The sequence below is a fragment of the Mycoplasma sp. NEAQ87857 genome (genome assembly GCF_009792315.1).
In the GTDB taxonomy this organism is placed as follows: domain Bacteria; phylum Bacillota_I; class Bacilli_A; order Mycoplasmatales; family Metamycoplasmataceae; genus Mycoplasmopsis.
The window spans coordinates 1,054,072-1,076,377 of the sequence record NZ_CP045542.1 but is presented as its reverse complement, the minus strand read 5'-3'; the positions used below and the strand labels follow the sequence as shown (position 1 = coordinate 1,076,377).

Annotated in this window: 11 protein-coding genes; all 11 read left to right on the top strand. The window is 27.7% G+C overall.

What is annotated here, in order from left to right:
- Positions 1 to 217 precede the first annotated feature (217 nt).
- A complete protein-coding gene (locus GE118_RS03875) occupies positions 218 to 4,081 on the top strand; it encodes a putative immunoglobulin-blocking virulence protein (protein WP_158764106.1) in 3,864 nt (1,287 codons plus the stop codon).
- Positions 4,062 to 5,528, top strand: a complete 1,467-nt coding sequence (locus GE118_RS03870; RefSeq protein WP_158764105.1) for an MSC_0624 family F1-like ATPase-associated membrane protein — start codon at positions 4,062 to 4,064, stop codon at positions 5,526 to 5,528. Before GE118_RS03875 ends, GE118_RS03870 begins: the two co-directional genes overlap by 20 nt.
- Entirely contained in the window at positions 5,503 to 6,039 is a 537-nt protein-coding gene (locus tag GE118_RS03865) for an MSC_0623 family F1-like ATPase-associated protein (RefSeq protein WP_158764104.1), read from the top strand. Before GE118_RS03870 ends, GE118_RS03865 begins: the two co-directional genes overlap by 26 nt.
- The gene (locus GE118_RS03860; protein WP_158764103.1) at positions 6,029 to 6,934 is read left to right on the top strand and encodes an MSC_0622 family F1-like ATPase gamma subunit; all 906 of its coding nucleotides are present in this window, start codon (positions 6,029 to 6,031) and stop codon (positions 6,932 to 6,934) included. The genes GE118_RS03865 and GE118_RS03860 overlap by 11 nt, the downstream gene beginning before the upstream one ends.
- Entirely contained in the window at positions 6,927 to 7,403 is a 477-nt protein-coding gene (locus tag GE118_RS03855) for an MSC_0621 family F1-like ATPase epsilon subunit (RefSeq protein WP_158764102.1), read from the top strand. The genes GE118_RS03860 and GE118_RS03855 overlap by 8 nt, the downstream gene beginning before the upstream one ends.
- The gene (locus tag GE118_RS03850) at positions 7,388 to 9,631 is read left to right on the top strand and encodes an MSC_0620 family F1-like ATPase-associated subunit (protein ID WP_158764101.1); all 2,244 of its coding nucleotides are present in this window, start codon (positions 7,388 to 7,390) and stop codon (positions 9,629 to 9,631) included. Before GE118_RS03855 ends, GE118_RS03850 begins: the two co-directional genes overlap by 16 nt.
- A gap of 1 nt (position 9,632) precedes the next feature.
- The gene (locus tag GE118_RS03845; RefSeq protein ID WP_158764100.1) at positions 9,633 to 11,171 is read left to right on the top strand and encodes an MSC_0619 family F1-like ATPase alpha subunit; all 1,539 of its coding nucleotides are present in this window, start codon (positions 9,633 to 9,635) and stop codon (positions 11,169 to 11,171) included.
- Positions 11,171 to 12,529, top strand: a complete 1,359-nt coding sequence (locus GE118_RS03840; protein ID WP_158764099.1) for an MSC_0618 family F1-like ATPase beta subunit — start codon at positions 11,171 to 11,173, stop codon at positions 12,527 to 12,529. The genes GE118_RS03845 and GE118_RS03840 overlap by 1 nt, the downstream gene beginning before the upstream one ends.
- Before the next feature lie 9 nt (positions 12,530 to 12,538).
- A complete protein-coding gene (mip, locus tag GE118_RS03835) occupies positions 12,539 to 14,965 on the top strand; it encodes an Ig-specific serine endopeptidase MIP (protein ID WP_158764098.1) in 2,427 nt (808 codons plus the stop codon).
- Between the two features lie 10 nt (positions 14,966 to 14,975).
- On the top strand, positions 14,976 to 18,662 hold the full coding sequence (locus GE118_RS03830; RefSeq protein WP_158764097.1) for an MIP family Ig-specific serine endopeptidase: 3,687 nt from the start codon (positions 14,976 to 14,978) through the stop codon (positions 18,660 to 18,662).
- Positions 18,663 to 18,872: 210 nt separating this feature from the next.
- Positions 18,873 to 22,289: a hypothetical protein gene (locus tag GE118_RS03825; RefSeq protein WP_158764096.1), complete on the top strand. Its 3,417-nt coding sequence runs from the start codon at positions 18,873 to 18,875 to the stop codon at positions 22,287 to 22,289.
- The last annotated feature ends 17 nt before the right edge of the window (positions 22,290 to 22,306 follow it).

Here is a 22,306-nt window from a genome sequence, read left to right as displayed (position 1 = left end):
TGTCTAACAAAACTTTTATCCCTATTTTTTAGGGCTAAAAGTTTTGTTTTTAGGTTCTTGAACCCTTTCAAAAAAAAAAAAAAAAAAAACGATAAATTTTGCAAAAATAAAAATAAAATTTATATATATAAATAAAAACAAAAATATACACAAATTATTCCGTTTATATTGATGTAAATTAATATAAATTTAAGTGTAGAAATTTGAGGTGAAAACCATGATTAGAGCCAAAAAAATTAAACTTATTAAAGTTATTTCTCTAGGAGCTGCTTTAGCTGTTGGTGTAGTTGGTGCTACCTTGGGAACTTATTATAGCTTATTAAAAAAATATAATTCATCAAATGTTTCTATAAGACACGACCGTGGTCTAGGACCAAGTTTGGTTTCAAATGTTAAAGTAGTTATTAAAGCTGCTCAAAATTCCAATACCGATTCAAATTTAAAACCAGAAATTTATGATGTAACCACAACTATTTTATTCAAATATAATGATATGGTAGTTAAAAGAAGACAAATTATCACTAAATCAAATGAAAAACTAGTTTTTGATGTTAACTCTGAAATACCTGATGGTTATGTTTTAGATCCTGAAAAATATACAAGTGATCAAAATATTGAGATAACTCCTGGATCAACCAAGGAGATTTTTGTAGTCCCTCAAATGAAAACATTTAAAACTACTTTAACATTCTTTGCTAATGGTGAAGAAATTAAAGGTTCAGAAGTTAATTTAGAATTACATCTTAATGATCAAGTAGATATATCAAAATATATACCTAAAGGTTATGAAATAGTACCTGGTACCAGTCAAGCTATTGTTATTGGGGTAACTAATAGATTTCAAGTGCAAAAGAAAGTTAATGAAGTAACTACAGAATTGGTTTTCATAAATTCTAAAGATAATAAAAATGTATTTAATAGAGAAATTACTCAACCAGAAACTGAACCAATATTGCTAGATCTTTATATACCTTCAGGTTATCAATTAGATGTAAATAATCCTGTTAATATTAAAGTAGGAGAATTAAACAAGATTTACGTTGTTCCAGTTCCTACTCAACACCAAACAACAATAATATTTAGAGATATTCAAACTAGTAAAAATATTTCAACCGAAATTATTAAAACAATAGATGATCAAAAAATTACATTAGATCAAATTAAAAACCTTTTACCTAATCCTCAATATTATCAATTAACTAGTGGATTTAATGTTGAAGATATTATCATTGATGGAACTAATGTAGTACCTATTACCGCTATTGTAAGAATAGTAGATACAACATTTAATTTTACATATAATGATAAAAAAATTCAATCTACTGTTTTACCTAGACAACAAAATGCATTAATTCCCATTACTGATTTAACGCCATTTCAACCTTTTGGTTATACTATCGCAAAAGAAAACCTTGCTTCATATTTATCAGGAAATGTTTACAACATTAAACTAGATAAGATACCTGATCCAGTTAAAACAACAACTATTGTTTTCCAAGAAGGAACTAGTGTCATTAAGACTGAAACAATTAAGCAAAATCAAATCAAATTATCTGATTATGTACCAGAAGGTTATGAATTAGTAGATAAAAACTTTCAAGTTAAAATTGGTGAAAACAACGTTGTTGCTGTCACAAAAATTCAATATTACGTTAATTATATTTACTATGAAGATAAAGGTAATGGAGAAGCGGATAAGAATAATTTTATCTCAAATAGTGGACCACAATATTTCTTACCTAATCAGCAACCTCGTTCATATACAGAATTTGTTCCTTCAGGATATATTGTTAAACAAGGGTTTACTGCATCAGTTATCCCTAAAAATCAAAACTTTTATATTCCTGTTATTAAAAACCCTGCTCCTGAACAACCAAAAACAACTATTATAAATTATGTATATATGGGTCAAAGTATTAAAGAAACTCCATTTATTACTACAGGTACTCAAACTATTTCAGATTCTGAAATTAGATCATATGCTCCTAGGGATACTTTTTATAACGGAAAATTAGTTAAATTAACTCTAAAATTAAATAATTTGAATATAAAAATTGGTCAAAAAAATGATATAGAGTTGACAGAACTTGTGGTTCAACATAAAACAATTATAAGCTTATCAAGTAGTGATGGATATTTTAAAACATTTTCAATCATCACAAACAATAATGACCCAGTTAAGCTAAATCAAATACTTGAAAATATTCCAGAAGGTTATAAATTAGAAAATGTAAACGAAGTAACCAACATTACACCTGGAGAAACAGTTGGATTGACTATTGTTAAGAAAAATAAAAGTAACCAAACACCAAGTGTAAAACCACCGGTAAATGATGCAGATTCAAATAAAAGTTTTACTGGGAATGCAGGAGCTAATGCTACTCCTGTAGCAAACATCGAAACACCAAGCACAAACCCTATAGTCCCTAAAGCAAACATTAGTGCAGATACTATTGCTAAAAATAAAGCTAATATTCAATCTTTCATAGATGTTATAAATAAAGGTAATTTAACAGCTGCTGAGTTAAGACCTATAATTGAAAAACTTGCTCCTGAAAGTTTACATTTAGTTGAAGCTTATGCTGATTTCTTAAACGGTACAGGTGCTAAACCAATAGGAATTGGTGATGATAGATTAACACCTGAACAAAGAAAGAATTTACTTAAAATATCATTAGAACAAGCTTTAAATAGTATTGATAGTGAAGCAAAAGCAGGTCGTGTTCCAGTATGACATTTTGGGACTTATAATTTAGGTCCAAACTTTGGATATCCTAGTGATGATAATAACCCTGTTATTCAAAGAGATATTCAAGTTAATAAAGAAAGAGCTTTTGCAAATGGTCAAAGATGACCAAGAACAGGTGCTGATTTATTAAATGGAGATTATAAAGGTTGAACAAAAAGCGATATATCAGGTGAAGACAGATTTAAAAACTATATTACAAATCCAAACCATAGAAATAATACTACTTTAAATCCTGATGGAACAATATCTACAGCAGATGATAGTATTAGAATTTATCAATATACACCTGATGCATCAAATACAATACCTAAAGATAGAAATCCAAAGATTGTAGTAGATGTTAATGCAACAAATCAAAATGGATTGAACAAATTAATTACTTTATTAAATGGACAAAAAGAAATATATGGTTTAACCATTAGAGATATTGGAGCTAAAGTTGCAAACCAAGATTTAGCTTGAATATATAAACAAATACCAAGTAATGTTAAGAAATTAACATTAATTTTCTCAAGTGAGAAAACAACAGGATTAAGTGAATTGAAAAATCATAGATTTGATGAAATTGAATTAGTTGCAGATATTAATAACAATGATGACAAGCTTGGTCCATTAGATAATCAAGGAGTAGGAACATATATTTATGGATGAGGAATTGATCCAATTATGTTCAAAAATACAAAAATTGCTCCAAAGAATTACAATCCAGTAAAAGGTTGAGACAACCAAGGCGCAACAGAAAAAACAGCTGGGGGAATAACATTCAATATCATTAGACCTGATAAAGGTTCAACTTTAAGTGATGTAAATGAAGGATTTAAAATAGCTCTTCACACAAAAAGAAGTTGAAAAATATTTAATGGTAACTGAGGAGATGAAGGGTTCCCTATTAAAATAGATCTTTCATTAACCAAATTAACAAGTCTTAAAGGAATAAACTTATACAACAAATACTTTAAAGTGCTTAAATTACATTCAGATAATAGATGATTCACAATAGATGGTAAAGATTTAGGTCAAAGTCAATTTGAACATTTAGAAGCTCAATGAGCACCAAATGAAAAAAATCCAAAAGTATTTTTTGATAGAGATGTAGATTCACTACGTATTACTGGTAATGCTGTGGATTTAACCAATGGATGAAATACTCAATTATATGCATTAATGCACGGAATGCTTAATTCCCAAACTCTAAGAACTATATATGTTGATAACCAAAAAATGTTAGATACAATTAAAAGTTCTGCGGCATATCAAGCATTAGGTAGTGGTGTTAATGTAGAAATATTCAACAATCAACAAGGAGGTGGTGATGAAGGAATCTTTAGTTAAACAAACAAGGTCCACCACTAATATCTTTAACATAGCAACAGCAACAAAAATATTAAAAAATATTAACTTACTAGTATTAATTGGATTATTGTTTTTAATATTCTTTAGCTTACCTAAATTAATAGGAACTAACTTCAATCAACCTATTGAATCATTTTTGGGTTATAGACACTTATTTGATACTTTAGGTGATGTATGACAAGGAAGAAACTTTGTTGTCATATTCAATATAGTAATAGTAGTAATAACTTTTATTAGTGCTTTATTTTGAAATTATCACAATATGAATAAAAATATTTATTCATTATTATGATATTTGCCTTGATATTTAGGTTATTTATTAGTTGGAATTGGTAGTGTAGTTTGATTATTTTTCATTAACTACGATTTAACAACTAAAGCAAATATTATTATTTTTAGCTCATTATTTTTTGTAGCAGTAGTATTAATTAATTTTATTTTCTTTGTTGTTTCTTGAATTAGAACCTATAAATCTAATCCAACCAGTAATAAAAATGAATTTCTAACTTTAGCTTTATTTATTTATAAATTTGTTTTATTAGCTTTAGCCATAGTTTTCTTAGATACTTTTACTGGTGATTTAGTAATTAGTGATATTTTTAAAGAAACAGAAAATTCAACTTATACATATCTTAAAAATGATGACAATGGATATTTAATTGTTAAAGTAATTAGTTTAATTGGAATTATTGGATTAATCTTTTTAAGTGGAATTAAATTCTTTTTAAACCCAAATAAGACTAAAGTTAAATTATTAAAAGAATCAAACTTATTTAGTTTATTAACTGTGGTTAGCTTAACTATATGAATGATAGTAAATATTTTTAAAGTTAATGTTAATGATGGAATTATTGATCAAACTAAACCAAGACACTATATTTATATTACTTTATTAGTATTGTATTTAGTGATGAATGTCCTTTATGCTTTACAAAATAAAATTAAGATTTTTGCTAAGTTAAAAAACAATATTAACTCATTTATTTTCTATACTTTAATTTTAATTTATACCAGTGTTGCATTTGGAATTAGAGTATCTTCAATTAACATTAATGACTTTGTTAGATATACCATTTTATTAATTACAATTCTTAGTATGTTAATTACTTATGTAATTTATCATTTAAGAAATAAAAACAACAACTTATTAAATAATTTTTACATTACCTTAATTTGAATAGTGGCTGCTTTAGTAGTAATTATTCAAACTATTGAACCTCAAATTAGAGCTAATGCTAATAACTCAATTGCAACTATACCTACAGTAATTAACCTAAGTGATATTTTATTAGCAATTATCATTACTATTAGCTTATTACTTAATGCAATCCAAATCACTAAGTGACTATATGCTAGTTTGGTAATTTACCAATTTAATACCAAAATGAAAAGAGATCAAAATGAAAAAGTTAAAACACTTATTTAAAAAGAATGAAACTAATCACCATATTGACCCAGAACAAGAGAGATATCAAAATTTAGTTTTTAATGAGTATGATGCTGTAATTAAATCTAACAATTTTATTCCATATGCTATGTTATTAAACCAGTTTTTATTGGATAACAATATTTCAAACCAAAGTGATATATATCACGAAGTATTTGCTAAAGTAAACCAAAACTTAAAAGAAAAGAAGGAATTTATTTACCAAGATTTTGTTATTACTTTTACTAGAGACTTAAGATTTAGTTTAAATGAATTAGTACCTGATGTACAAAAAACAGCTAATGTTAGAGTTGGTAATTTAAATCTAACAACTTCAAATAACACTTTAACCAATAACCAACTTTTAAAATTTAATCAATTATTAAATAGATTATTAATAGAAAATCAATTTAGTGTTGAAATTCTACCTAATATTGTTTTAAGATATGATTTTGCTTTAAAAGAATATAAAGTATTCTTTGGAAAAGAACTAATTAATCATGCAAATTAAGAAAATTAAACAAAAAGCACAAAGCTTAAGCAAAATAATTAAAATTGTTGAATCAAAGAAAAACATTACTTTGATCAATATTTTGAAACTATCAAAACAAATTAGTTTCTATTTTGAAAGAGCAAGTGAATCAAAGCGGTTAATTGAAGTTTTATCCAAAAAATATGCTATTGACTTAGAATTATTAAAACATGATAATGGAAGCTTCTTTTCATTATTTAGTAAAAATAAAGCTAAGTTCAATAAAAATTTATGAATTTATATTACTGAGATTGAACAATATGAGACTAACTCATATTCAAAACATGAAAAAGCGTTATTAGCTAATGTTCAAGTTGAAGATCCAATTATCGCAATTGGATTAAGAGCGATGGAATTTTGTACTAATAACAATATGAACTTAATTTATTCACAAGATGAAAATGATGTTGAAGGATTGACCAAGATCTTACCTTCAATTATCCAAAATTATCTTAAATTAAATGGTTTTCATAATGTTAGATTTGTGATTAACTCATCAAAATTAAAACAATCATATTTAGAGATATTACCTTTAAATGAACTTAATTTCAACTTAAAGCAAAACAAAATGGATCTTGAAGAAAGAGTTGATTTAAAGAAATTACACATTTATCCTAATGTTGATTCTTTTGTTGAAAATGAGTTAAATTCATATTTAACATATATGACTTTAACCTTATTAAGTGAATCAGCAGTTATTTATCAAAAATATAAATTAGTGGCTGAAAACCAAAAAATCAATGATTTAGAACAAAAACAAAAAGAACTAAGACTAGCTACTTTAAGAGCTAAAAGAGAATATGAAGTGGAACAAATTTCACTCTTGTCTAAGAAGAAAGACTTATTACATTTGTTAAGAGGTAATAATGACTAAACAATTAACTTTAGAGTTTGTTTCACAAACTCTAGATACTAATAAAATTGAAATTATTAAATTAGAAATTAATAATAATTTAAAAGATAGTTGAACAGTATTTAAACATAACTCAGTAGCTAGTTTTAAACAATGTTTATTTAGAATTACAACTATTGATAAACAAGTAATTTACTTTATTCTAGAAAATGCTTTTATGCTATATCTAGAAGATACCATTAAAATCAAATACAATGGTAAACTTTATAGCTATGTAATTAGCGAAAATAAAAATGACTTTATTTTACAAACTAAAGAAAAATTAACTCAATTAAACAATCAATTACAATACTTAAAAGCTACTAACGAGCTAAATGTAAGCTCAATCATTAATAGCAACATTGATCAAATTATGGATAAAATGTACAAACATAAAGCTATCTATAATTTCTCATTACAACCTAAGGAGGTATCATGAAAAGAAAAATAAAATCACTATTTCTTGGTTCTATTTTATTAACTAGCACTATGATACCACTTACAGTAGTAGCTGCAGATCCAACAAGTTCTAATGATAATCCTTCAGGAAACACTTCAGGTAATACTTCAGGAGATAATGGATCTAATAATAACTCTAATAATACTAATGGCAATGAAGCTAATAATGAAAAAAAAGAAGTAGCTGCTGATTTTGATACTTTTGCAGGTGAACAAGCAGATATTATTAAAGCTAATATATCAAGTTTAATAGATGAAAAAATTGAATCTTTAAATAAAGATGCTAATAGTGTATTAACTGATGATCAAGCAACAAGTCAAGATGTTGCTCAAGCATTGTATTACACTAAAATAGCAGATTATTTATCTAAAAATAAAGATCAAATTTTAGAAAATCCATCTAAGTTTGGATTTACTATTATTTATCCAAAAATCTTATCTGATGATAGACAATATAACAAAGGTACTATTGTTTATGATGGAGAAAACTTTGATAATGTTGATATAGGTGATAGCTTATCAACTGATTATTCAATTATTGCTACAGGTAAATATGTTGAAGGACCAAATAAAGACTATAATCCTGAAACTAATAAAAGAGACATTAAAAACACTTTAACTTTTACTGAAATTAGTGAAAAAACTAAAGATTATTTCAATCGTTTAAAAGATCAATCAGATGATATTTTACGTAATTCAGATGATGTTCCAGTAGTTACTGGAACTGATGCTAATAGTAGTTTGGTTTATAGCGATAATGGAAATAATGGTAGAAATCTTGATTTAAAAGTACCTGCAGGATATGATGATTGAAATCAATATATTGCTTCAAAAGTTACTAATAGATTCTTAAAGTTTGACTTAATGGCTAACCAAGAAGAATCTAAAGATAAACAAGAAAAGAAACCTGAAAATCCACCAATTTTACCTAGAGATGAAGAAACTCCACCACCAAACATTAAAGATGATGATACTGAAAACATTCCAAACTTAAGTCCAATTGTTTCATTTAGTTATTATGATCAAGTAGATTTAAATAATACTGCATCAATGAATGATTTTATTGCACAATTTAAGAAAAACGAAAAAGAAGGAAATACTAATTTCTTCTTTAATAACCCAATTAACACTAGATATTTATACGAGATTAAATCTCTAGTGTTAAAAGATAATAAAATAGTAGCTAATGTTGATATTGTTGATAAATTAGATAAAAATCTATTTAGACCTTATGAAGCAGAAATAACTAAATTAGCTTCTAAAGAATATACTAAAAGTTATGAAGCAGGAATTAACATTATTTCTCGAACTTATGCCAACTTTTATCAAGCATTAGGAATAGGTGATGAAATTAATCTTAAACAACTTAGAAACAATGCATTATCTACCACAGTGTTTAATATGATTTATGCTGCAGTTAAATTAGATAATAATAAAGAGTTTCAAAAAACATTTGATAATTTTGCAAAAACTTATCAAAATTCAGTTAATAATATCAATAATTTAACTTATAGTAATAGTCAATATGCACAAAAATTAATTGATTTCTTTATTAGAAGCTTAAGCAATTCTACAATTTTAGATTTATCAGTTCCTGAAGAGAAAAAACCAAAAGTTGGATTACCTTATTTTGGTTATTTAGCTGATACATATAATAATTTATATGTTAGATATGTTAAATATTTAGAATTAGATACTACTAGACAATGAATTACAAAAAACTTTAAAACTTTAAATGCTTTAAATACTGATAAATCAAAACCATTTTTAATTAAAGACTTTGATTTAGCATTAAAAACTTTAAAAAATAATATTGATTACTTACGTGGTATTTCTAATACTGAGAAATTCAATATTTATAATCAATATTTAACTTACAATGCAGTATTAAATGAAATTCAAACCTCATTTAATAATTTATCAGTCTTATCACAAGAAAAAGATGTAGATAAAGAAAACTATAAGGATTTTGAATCTGCATATAAAGGATTAAGTTTAAAACCATATCGTGATTCATTAAACAAAAACTTAATTTACTACATCTTTGGTGGAATTTTATCCGCTTTAGGTGCAATGCTAGCACTAATTAGTGTTTTATTATTAGCAATAAAGAAAAAATGAAAAATTAAAAATACAAAAAATAAAATTATTTTAACTTCAGCTACTGCTGTTTTAGCTATTGCTGTTGCAATTGTCTTTTTTGTATTAGGAGGTATATAAAATGAAAGCTAATTCAAAATTACCAGTAATTAGTGCGATTTTTGATTATGTATTAGAGCTAACTGGTGAATTTAATTACAAACAAAACCAGTTATTCCAATTAGTTAATGACAACCAAGGACATAAATTATTATTAGTTTCAGCAACTAAAACTAAAGCTTATTGTTTATTTAATGGTGATATTACTCAATCTTTAATTGGTCAAGCAGTAGAACCTATCGCTTTTGAAGGGGTAATTAAAACTAACAAAAACATTTTTGGAACTATTTTAAACATTTCAAACCAAGTATTATTCCCAAATAACTATCAACTAAGTGATAGTTATTATCAAACAGAAAGTAGAATTTTTAATAAACCTAATGGATTATTAGAATATCAACCATTAGAAGAACAATTACATACAGGTTATGTATCAATTGACTTATTAATTCCAATTGGTAAAGGTCAAAGAGAGTTAATTATTGGAGATAGAAAAACTGGTAAAACTCACTTAGCGTTAAATACTATTATCAACCAAAAAGGTAAAAACATTAAATGTATTTATGTTGCTATTGGACAACAACAATCTCAAGTTGCTAACATTTATCAAACTTTAAAACAAAATGGAGCAATGGATTATACTTTTATTATTGAAGCAACTTCAAGTAGTCCATTTGATCAATTTTTAGCTCCATATGTTGGTATGGCTCATGCAGAAAATATTGTAAGTGATAGTGATGTATTAATTATCTTTGATGATTTAAGTGCTCATGCAAACATTTATCGTGAAATTGCTTTATTAACTAATAAACCAGTAGGTAAAGAAGCATTCCCTGGGGATATGTTCTTTGCTCATTCTAGATTATTAGAAAGAAGTGGTAAATTCAAAGGTAAAAAATCAATTACTGCTTTACCAATTCTTCAAACTATTGAAAATGATATTACTTCATTAATTGCTTCAAACATTATTTCAATTACTGATGGTCAAATTGTAACTAATAGTGAATTATTTGCTTTAGCTAAATTACCTGCAGTTGATATTGATTTATCTGTAAGTAGAATTGGGGGTAATGTTCAAAAAGCTCACATTTCTAAAGTAGCTAGTGAAGTTGGAAAAATCTATAAAGCATACAAGAGACAAATTAAACTTGCTTCATTAAAATATGACTTAAATGATGAAACTAATAGCTTAATTACTAACGGTGCATTAGTTGAAAATATGTTTATCCAAAAAGGTGTATCAGTATATTCAGAAGATACTATGTTTTTAACTTCAAAATTAATTGCTTGAGGTGTATTTAAAGGAGTATTAGACATTCCTTTAGCTTTAAAATTCATTGATGCTTTAATTAAAGTTAATGCTACTGCTAGAGAGATTTTTAGCAACTTATTACACCAAAAACAAGCTAATGATACTTTAGCTAAAAACTACTTTACATATAGACTTGATGAATTTGCTAAAAGTCAAGATTTAAATTGAAATATTAAACCTGCTGCTGAATTTATTCCTTTATCAAAAGATGAATTAGCAACAATTATTCAAAAAATGGAGGTTAAATAATGAGTGCTAAAATTTCTAAAATTTGAACTGATGTTGTTGAAATTACTTTTGAAAAAGAAGAATTACCTAAATTCAACACCATTTTAAAAACAGCTGATAATTTAGCAACTTTTATTGTTAAAAAAATTATTGACAATAATACTTTATATGCTATTGTAATTGAAAACAATACTTCTTTAGCTATTGATGATGAAATTATTACAACTAATAATTCATTTATGGTACCTGTTGGACAAAAAGCTAAAGGTCATATTTTTGATGTTAATGGTAATTCATTAAATCAACCAGATAAAGAGCTATTTAAAGTTGAAATGGATTCAACTGTTATTGCTAATGATGATTATTCAACTGAACCTGTAATTATGGAAACAGGAATTAAAGCAATTGACTTTTTCATTCCGATTTTAAAAGGTTCTAAAATTGGGATCTTTGGTGGAGCTGGAGTTGGAAAAACAGTTTTAATGAAGGAAATGATTTTCAACTTATCTCAAACTCAAAAAAGAACTTCATCAATCTTTATTGGTGCAGGAGAACGTTCTAGAGAAGGGGTTGAGCTATATAACGATCTTAAATCATCAGATTTAATGAAAAACTCAATTATGTACATTTCTAAAATGAACGAAAGTGCTGGATCAAGAATGAACATTGTGCCTGTTGGGGTTACTGCTGCTGAATATTTAAGAGATCATGATAAAGAAAATGTTTTATTATTCATTGATAACATCTTTAGATTCCTTCAAGCAGGAAACGAAGTTTCTGCTTCGTTAGATAAAAAACCATCACTTGGAGGATATCAAGCAACTTTAAATACTGATATTTCTTTAATTGAAAACAGATTATTCACTAATAAAAATGGAGCTATTACTTCATTCCAAACAGTTTTCTTACCAATGGATGATTTATCTGATCCTTCTGCTGTTGCGGTATTTAACCACTTAAATGGTTCATTGGTGCTTTCAAGGGAAGTTACAGCTAAAAATATTTATCCTGCATTTGATCCATTAGAATCAATTTCTGCTAGTGTAAAACCTGAAATTATTGGGCAAAAACACTATGATGCAATTTTAGAAACTAAAAAAATTCTACAAAGACACAAAGAACTTGAAGATGTTATTTTAATTTTAGGTATTGATGAATTAGATGATGAATCAAAAATCATTGTTAAAAAAGCTTTACAATTACAAAACTTCTTCTCTCAATATTTCTTCACTACAGAACACTTTACCCATGAAAAAGGGGTATTTGTACCAATGGAAGAAACTGTTGATTCAGTTACTAGAATTCTAAGTGGAGAATTTATTGATGTTAACCCTATTGAATTTTTATACATTAGTTCTGTTAATGATTTAAAAAAGTAGGTGATAATCATGCAAATTAAAAATAAATTAAAAACTTTTTTACTTGTTTTTAGTGGTTGTGCTTCATTAACCGCTATAGCATGTGCTAATACCAAAACAACTGCTCCAAATAATGGAGATAAACCAACAAATCCTGGTAATGGAACAGGTGATAAACCAAAAAACCCAGGAGATCAAAAACCAGGTAATTCAAATCCAAAAAATCCTGATAACGTAGTGAACAACCCTGGAGGCAATCCTGGAGGAAATCCTGGAGGAAACCCAGGAAATGGTGGAAGAAATCCTGGAACCATTGATAATAGACCAAAACCACCAGTTGTAGATACACCTAATGGACCTATATTAAATCCTGATTACACACTTGAAAACTATGTTACTAATCCAGATCAACCAAACTATAATGATATTGAAAAAGAATTAAAAAGATATGAGCAATATGAAAAAGCTTATTTAAAAGAATTAAAAAATCAATTTACTAATGAACCTTTTTCACCAGATAAATTTAGTGAAGCTACTATTTCAAAATTCAATAATATTGCTAAAAACAAATATTTTTCTTTCTTTGAAGATTCATACTACAAAAACTTTAGTGTCATCAAAAATGACAACAAACTAGAATTAAATCCTGTAGGTCAATACTTACGTAAAAAACCTTATGGTCCTAATGCTGATAGAATTGATCGTGGTAGAGCTAGATATGTACCTAATGAAAAATATAAAGACATCTTACTTCAAAGTTTTTCAATAGGATTTAATAACTACAATAATGATTTAGATGCTTTATCTAAACGTGTAAGTGCATTAAATATAGAAATACAATCTGCAAATAACAAATTAACACCTTCAAAACAAAAAGCACCATTTGAAAATGTAAGTCCTGGTAGATTAGAATTTGGTACTGCTTGAATCTTGGATTATAGTACTGATCCAAAAGATATGTCAAATGGTTATCCAACTAAATGATATGTAGCAACTAACCTTCATGTTGCCATTGCTTTAATTAAAGCTGCTAATGATCCTAAATATCCTTATACTAATCTTCCAAAATTAAAAGAAGAAGCAGATCAATTAACTACTGCGTTTGATAGGTTAAAGGCTGCTTATGATAAGTACTATGAAGCATTATATAAAATGCTTGATGCTGAAAAATATGGTCAAAATAGTGATCAATATATAAAAGCTTCACAAGAAGAAAAAGCTGCAACTGATGAATATACTGAGGCTAATAATGCTTATAAAGTAGCTACTTCAAAAATTAAAGGACAAACCAATTCAATTACTATTAATCGTTTTAACAAAAATACACCTTTAAATCAAACTTTAGAAACTACTGATAAAGCCTTTAGTGTTGATACTTTTGAATTAAGACCTGATCAAGTTAATATAGTTTATGCTGGAGTAAACTTCTTAAATATTAATCCTAGTTCATATTTATCTGCTAATAGTAAATATGCCCCATTACAAGAAATGGCAGATTTTGCTATTTTAGAACTTGATTTTAGCAAACAAACTAACTTACAATATCGTAGTAATGAAAGCTTAACACCTGAAGGATTAGGAGTAGCTACTGAAAAAACTGCTTTAAGTGCTTCTAACTATGCTCAATTAGTAACCAATAACTTTGCTAATTGACCTGAAGACAAAAAACCTAAATTTGCTAATTATGATTTATTTGAAAAATATTATCAACTTCAAAATCAACCTACAAATGTAACTTTAACTAATGGTAGAAATGTTAAAACAGAAAAAATTAATACTGATTTTTATGCTTTAGGATTCCCTAATGCTGCAAGTGATAACCAAATAGATCAAACTGGTTGATTAGAATCACAAAAGAAACAATTAAGATTCACAACTAGTTTATGAGTTAATAAACCTAAAGATCCTTCTATTACATTCAATGATCAAGGATATGGTCTAAGCAATTCTTTAGGTCTTAGAAATTATGCTCAATACCGTGGAATTACTGATATCTTTATTACTAACCCTATTATTCAGAACAATAAAGAAGAACCTGCATTTGATGTAGGAAACTTTAAAGAAAAAGGTGGAGATTATCAAGGTAGAGCATACTTAAACTATGGTTTAGGTTATTCTTTAAGTGCTTGACAACCACTTCAAGGAGCTAGTGGAAGCAGTGTAAGAACTGGAGATAATAGATTGCTTGCTATTACTTATGGTTCAGGAGATAGTTTTGGTAATTCTAAAGTTTCGATTAGTCAAGCTTTTAGAAGTAATGGATTTAATTACAGTGGAGCTTATGGTGATTATAATCTTGAACAATATGACTTGATATATGGAGGAGGTAGAAATCAAAGAACTTCATATAGACAAGAATTGTTAAAAATTTATCCCGAATCAACCTTTAAGACACATTTATTTCCTAATGGTTTAAATACAGTACCTGATGAATACAAATTTAATAACAATAAATAAAGGATAAGATATGAAGAACTTAAAACAAAAAGCCTTATTTTTAATTGCTGCTAATGTGCTTAGCGGTTCTTTGATTTTGAGTTCATGTGCCAATAATTATCAAATTACAAATGATCTAAGTAAAGATAAGAAAAATAACACAATCACAAATGACCAAATCAAAATTGGTGAAATTAAAAATGATATCGCTAAAGTTTTAATTGATATTCAAACTACTAAAAAAGATTTAGTTACTATTAAAGGAGAAGTAATCAATCAACAAACTAAAGTTGCAGAAGCTTATAAATTATTTGAACCTTTACAAGCTCAATATAATACTTTAGACTCTGAAAAAGAGAAATTAGTTAATGATTTAAAAGCATTATTATCTAAAGACTCTGCAACTCAAGTAGAAACGATTAATCAAAAAATCAAAAATATCGAATACGATATCCAAACAATTAATTTTAAAATAACCCAAGCAGATAATGATATTGAATCAAATAATAATTTGATTCAAAGAAATAAAAGAACTAAAACTTCTAATACTACTGCAATTGCTAGATTACAAACAGAAATTAATCAATTAAAACAAAAAATTCAAACTAAAGAAGCATCTACTCCTTTAAATTCATCAGAAATTATTGCTAATAATAGAAGAAGAATCAATACTTTAAATACCTTAATTAGAGATTTACAAAATCAATTAAGAAATTTAACCTCTTCAGACAGTAATGCTATAACTAATGCTAGAGATAATCTTGCTAAAGCTAAACAATTAAAAGCTCAATTAGAATCTCAAATTACCAATATTACTGAAACTATTACACTCAATCAAGAGTTATTTACTAGTATAGCTACTGTAAAAACTTTTATTAAAAACTTTATTAATACCACCTTTACTTCTAATCCAGAAGTATCAAGTTTATTTGATACTTATGTTTTAGATTGATTTGATACTTCTGTTAATAACTCTTCAATAGGAGTTGTTTATAATGAATCATTAAACAACTTCATAGAAGTTGTAAGATATTTTATTCTTGCTTTATTTAATGAAAATACAAGAAGACAACCAATATCTGGAGCTATTAGTTCTAGTATCCAAAGAAAAAGAATTCGTAATGCATTATTAACCTTAACATCTAATCAACAAGCTATTATTAATCAAAAAACAGAAGAAATTCGTACTTTTTGAACTAATTTACAAACTCAAATTGAACCTGTAAAAGCTGCTTTAGCTAAAGAAATTGAAAAACTAAAACCAATTGATGATGTTATAGGTTCAAACAACTCTAACTTAGGTGATTTTGATAGTTTATTAAACTCAAAACTTACTGAAGCTAGAGATCAATTAAATCAAGCTAACAACATTATTAAACAAAATACTAGAGTATTAGATAATAATGACCAATCTGATAAAAGTGCTAGAATACAAGCATTACAAGATGAAATTGCTCAAAAACAACAAGAATTAGATCAATTAAATCAATCTCTTCAAACTGATAATGAATTATCAAGTTTAAAAAATGATTTAGCTTTTAAAGAAAGACAACTAGAGTCTTACAATCAACAAAACACTAATTTAGATCAAGAAATTGCTGATGCTGAACAAAAAATAACTCAATTAACTACTGCTAAACAAGATTTAACTACTCAAAGAACTTCTTTACAACAACAAAGAACTGAATTAACTAATTCATTAAGAAATTACAATCCTTCAACTGACAATACTGAAATTACCAACTTAAAAAACCGCATCAAACTACTTAATGATCGTTTTGATTATCAAGAATACAATGATAAAAACAATGCATACAAAGAAGTAAAAAGAGAATTAGTTAAACTTGAACATAAACAAAATATTATCCAAAATAGCTTAAACAACTTAGATAATAGATTATCTAACTTAAAACGTCAATTAACTGATATAGAAAATCAAACTGATTCTTCAAATAGTCCTGTTAACAAAAAGAATAAAGATCAGAAATTTCCTGTTTTCCCTAACCCTATTGAAAAACCTAAAAATGACAATGGTTTAGGAAATGGAAATCAACCAGGAAATACTAATCCAGGCGGAAATAATCAAGGTGATAATGGAAACACTAGAGAAAATTCTCATCCTGAAAACGGTAACCAAGGCGGAAGCTCTAACATGGGATCATCAAACCAAGGGGGGGGAGAAAACAACAGAGGAACAAATCCACCTCAACCACCAGTAATTCCACCATTCTTTAATCAAAATTACACTAAACAAAATTCTTATCCTGATTATATTAGTAGATACAATAGTAAATTTGTTTCTGCAGAAACTATTTATCAAGAAATTTATGACAGAACCTTCTCACTTCAATTACCAACAAGATTAAACGATCCTACTCTTTCAAATGACATATTATCTAATAATCAAGGTACTGGTTGATTATTAGATTATCATAGATATACCAATACCAATAAATACAAATTATTTATCGCTACTAACTTACACGTTTTAGGAAACTTTAGTAATGCTAATAGTCAACAAGTATTAAATGAATTAAACTATGTTGATCCTACAGGTAATACACCTGCAGGTGTAGCTTTAGGTAAAACTGAGCATACACCTACAAGTTTTGCATCTATACCTAATTTATCTTATAGTCAATTTATTAATCAACGTGGTGGAAGTGTTAAATATTATGGAAGTGAACAATTCTTTACCACCGATAGAGGATTTAGTAGTACTTATAACAGTACTACTTATACACCAAATGTATATACTTCATCTCCACAAATAGTGTTTGCAGCAGTAGATTATATTTCTGATAAAGCATATAATCAATTTAAACCAATGATTGATACTTTATGAAATACTTATAAACAACAATACCCTGATTCTGAAGCAGTAGAAGGATATAATAAATTAACCAATAAGAAAATTCCGTTCTATACAGACTTTGGAGTTATTGAATTTGATGTTGATTTAGATCATGCTGATGAAACATTTAGAGGTTGAATTAATAAAGCTGTATCTGCAGTAGATAACTATATAGCTAGAACCAAACAATCAGGATTACCAAATACATTAACTGGTTCAAACTTTATGACTTTAGATTACTTATCTAAAGGAAGAGATTTATCTCAAACTAATCCTGAATATGCTTTTGGATTATCTAATGCTAAAAATATTTATATTGCAGGATATCCAAGAAATACTGATGGTACAACTTTATGAATGCAAAATAATCCTACTGAAAGAAATGGTAATACTATAAGTTACTTTAGACCGCCAAAAAACGTAGATGCTTTTGCTTATTCTACAAATGATGCTAATAGTAAGATTGAAGTAGGTAATATATCTATTTATACTGATGTATGAAATAGACCATTTGTAGACTTCTATGGATTTAACTATAACATTAGATTCTCATCATTATTCTTTGGAGCTAGTGGTTCAGTTGCGTATAATGATTTTGGAGAAATTGTAGGTATTTATAATAATACTTCTCAAAGTACTAAATTTGGTGATCTATTAAAAAGTGCTACCTTTGCTCCATTTTTACAAACAGCAAATATTTCTACTCCTATTGGAACTATATATGCATATAATTTAATTGATGGAACAGATAAAAATCTGTTCCCTGAACAAACTCATTCATTTAGAGATAATTTAAGACTTATTTATAAAAATGGTTTCTCTGACGGAACCAGAACAACAGCTTTATTCCCACAAGGCTACTAAAATAAGTTATTTTAGCAAGAAAATATACTAAAAAACTACTAATAATAAACTTGTGTAGTCAAGCAATTTTATAAAGCTTGCTACACTTTTTTTAATTTTAAATTTATATATAATATATATATATATATATATATTCAAATTGCAATTTATTCTTAAGAATTAAATAAGATTAATTTCAAGAATTGTTGAATATTTTTGAAAGGAAATATTATGAAAAAATCAAAAGTAGCACTTATATTAGGTGCTGGAATCGTGGGAGGTGGAGCTCTGGTTGCTGTCCCTGTACTTGCTACACTTTTAAGTCAAGCAAATGATAAAGGACAAACCCCTTCTAATCCCGTTTCTCCAATTGTGCCTCCGATTGCTCCACCAAGAACCAATGTTAAAAATGAGGTAACACCTGCACAAGCTCAAGTTTTAATTGATGGAATTAACAAGTTCGTTGCTCAAGCACAAGAACGTTTATCATTCGTTATTCCAACTGAACAAAACTTAGCATTACGTACACAACTTCAAAACGCAATCACTGAAGCTGGTACATTAAATACTTCAATTAAAGAAGTAGAAAAATTCACAAAAGTGGAAAAAGATCTTTTAGCAGCTTTAGAAGGAATTAAAGATGCTGAAACATACAATAGCAAATTAACTGAAATTACTAATCAATTAGCTATTGATACAACTAACCCAACAGGAAAATACTACATTACTCCTGAAGCTAATGTAACTGTTGGAGGAGATAAACCTACTGTTTATGATACATTATCACAAAAAGTAGTTTCAAACAGAGTGTTATTAAACACTAAAGGAGTAACTGCTGATCAATTAAAAGAAGCTATTACTCAAACAGAAAGTTTAATTCAAAATGCTGATACAACATACAACAGCATTAAAGAAAACTGATACTCAGTTAATGCAGATGTATTAGGAAACTTATTAAAAGCTTCTACAAATGAAAAATTATCAGCTGAAACACGTCAATTAGCTGAAGAAGCAGTTAATGCTTTAACTCAAGGATTAGAATTAAAACCAATTATTTCTCAATATAATGATAATGTTGCTAGAAGTGTTGCTAATGCTAAAACAATTTTTGCTCAAGCAGCAACTAACGCTTCAAGTTCAATTAGTGCCTTAGAAGTTTACAACAGAACTCAAGCAGCAGCTAATGCTTACTTAAACGTATTAAAAGAAGAATACAAACTTAAAGTAAATGCATTAGATTCACTATTAGACAGTGATAAACAAGCTTACATCAAACAAATGGATGCACTACCATCAAATGACCAATTACAAAATGAATTAGAAAAAATCTACCAACAAGCAGTTGCTGCTAATGAAGCAAGAAAAACACTTATTGCTCCTTTAGTAGCTGAAATTGCTAAAGCAGAAGCTGCAATTTCTGAACAAGGAAAATTATATGTTGCTCCTGCGGATGAAAATGATTCAAAATTAAATGCAGAAAATCAAAAAGTGGTTGCAGCAATTGCTACAGCTAAAGGATTACTTGCTAATACTTTAACAGAAGAACAAGTTAAAGATGGTACTAAAACATTATCCGCAGCTTTAGATTCAGCTGTTAAAGCAACAAATGAAAACATTAAAACTATGTTCATTACTCCTGCTAAAGATGCAGTATTTGGAATGTGAAAAGATGAATCATATACTCCAACAACTGCAGATGCAGATTTAGAAGGATTAAAACAAGCAGCTTTAACAGCATTAACTACATACTTAAACAATGCAAACTTAGAAGCGGTTAAAGCAGAAGTTGTTAAACCTGCAGATACAATGCCTGCAGTAGCTGATCAAACACAAGCGTTTGAAACAGCTATGGTAACTGCATACGCAGATGTTAATATTTCTAAAGCAAAAGCAAACTTTGATGCTTTACAATCAACAGCAAATGCATACTTAACTAGAGCAAACCAAGATAAAGCTATTGATAAAATTAATGCATTAGCAGATTTAACAGATGAAGAAAAAGCAGGATTCATTACTCAAGTTCGTGCAGTTGAAGGATTCTTAACAAATACAAACTTTAAAACAGATGTTGATAAAGTTGTAGAAGAAGCTACAAAACAAGACACATATAACAAGAATGCAAAACCATTAATTGAAGCAATCAATAAAGCAAATGAATTATTTACTAACCCTACAGGTGCATTATACTTCTCAGATGGTTTAGTTCAATTATTAGCTCAACCACCATTAAGCACAACAAACGTTACATCAGTTGTTAATGCACTTAAAACATTAATTAATGATGAACAAACAAAATCTAAAACATATACAATGGAAAATGAATTTACTACAGCTGCTAAAAAAGTAAATGACAAAGTTACTGAAACATTACAATTAGTAAATGACAATATTTATCCAGCTTATATGTTATCAGTAGCTGCTGAAGCATTTAACAGTGTAAAAGAATTATTAGTAAATATTGATAAAACAGATAGTGGATTAACTGCTGATCAAGTTTCATCAATTAAAGATAAATTAAACGAAGCTCTATTAGCTGTGTTTGCTCCTAATGGAGATAACGCAACACCTGAAGCATTAAATACAATTGAAAAAATTGTAGCTGTTGTAAAAGGTGTTGGATTCACCACAACAAAAGTACCTACTTTATCAGATGATGAAATTAAAGCAGGATTAATGGCTCTTGGTGAAACAAATCCTACAGAAACGATGATTAAAGCTATTAAAGATCAAGCTTCAAAAGGAATCATTGAACCAAACGATGTATTCAAAAATCAAATTCAATCACCAATGGTTAATGAATTAAAATTAACATTAAATGATTCATACGAAAGAGTTACAGCTTTAAGAGCTTCATATGGTCAAGAACAATTAGAATACTTAAAAGCACAAACAATTAACAAAATTAATGCTTTAACAATGCCTGCAGAATGAAAAGCACCACTTATTGCTAAAGCTAATGCTATTACAGAATATAACCTAATGCAATATGGTAAAACTGAAGCACAATTTGACGCTATTTACAATGAAGCACAAGCTGAACAAGCTAGATATGATGCTAAAACTAAATATGAAGCAGCTCTTGCTTATGCAAATTCAGCAAATCTATTAGATTTATATGCAAAATTAAATAAAACTGCATCTGCTACATATGCAACAGAATTAGAAAGTGCTAAAGTTAAATCAGAAACTCCTACTAAAGACGATTATGATACAGCAACTACAGCTATTGTAACAGCTCAAGTAAAAATGAATGAAGCTGCAATTACAGCTGTAAATTCATTAATTGAAACACAAAAATCATCTATTGCTAACACAAAATCAGCAATTACTAAAATTGAAACAGATGGAAATAGAACAGGAAATGAAGGTGTTCTAAAAGATAATAAAACAGCTTTAGAAAACCTTAAAGCCGCTTTACAATCATTAGAAGCTGAGTTAGCTACACTTAATGAAGTAAAAACTAAATTAGGTACTGCTCAACCAGCAGCCGTTGTCGCTCCAGCAGAAAGTGGGGGGGCAGCAACTAGTCCTGCTACATCTCCATCATCAACAAGTACTTCAACAATGTCTACTTCTAGCACATCAGCACCTACTCCAGCAGCTGCACCTGCTGCAGACGCAAGTAGTAGTTCAAGTGTATCAAGCTAGAATTTCACAAATAATAT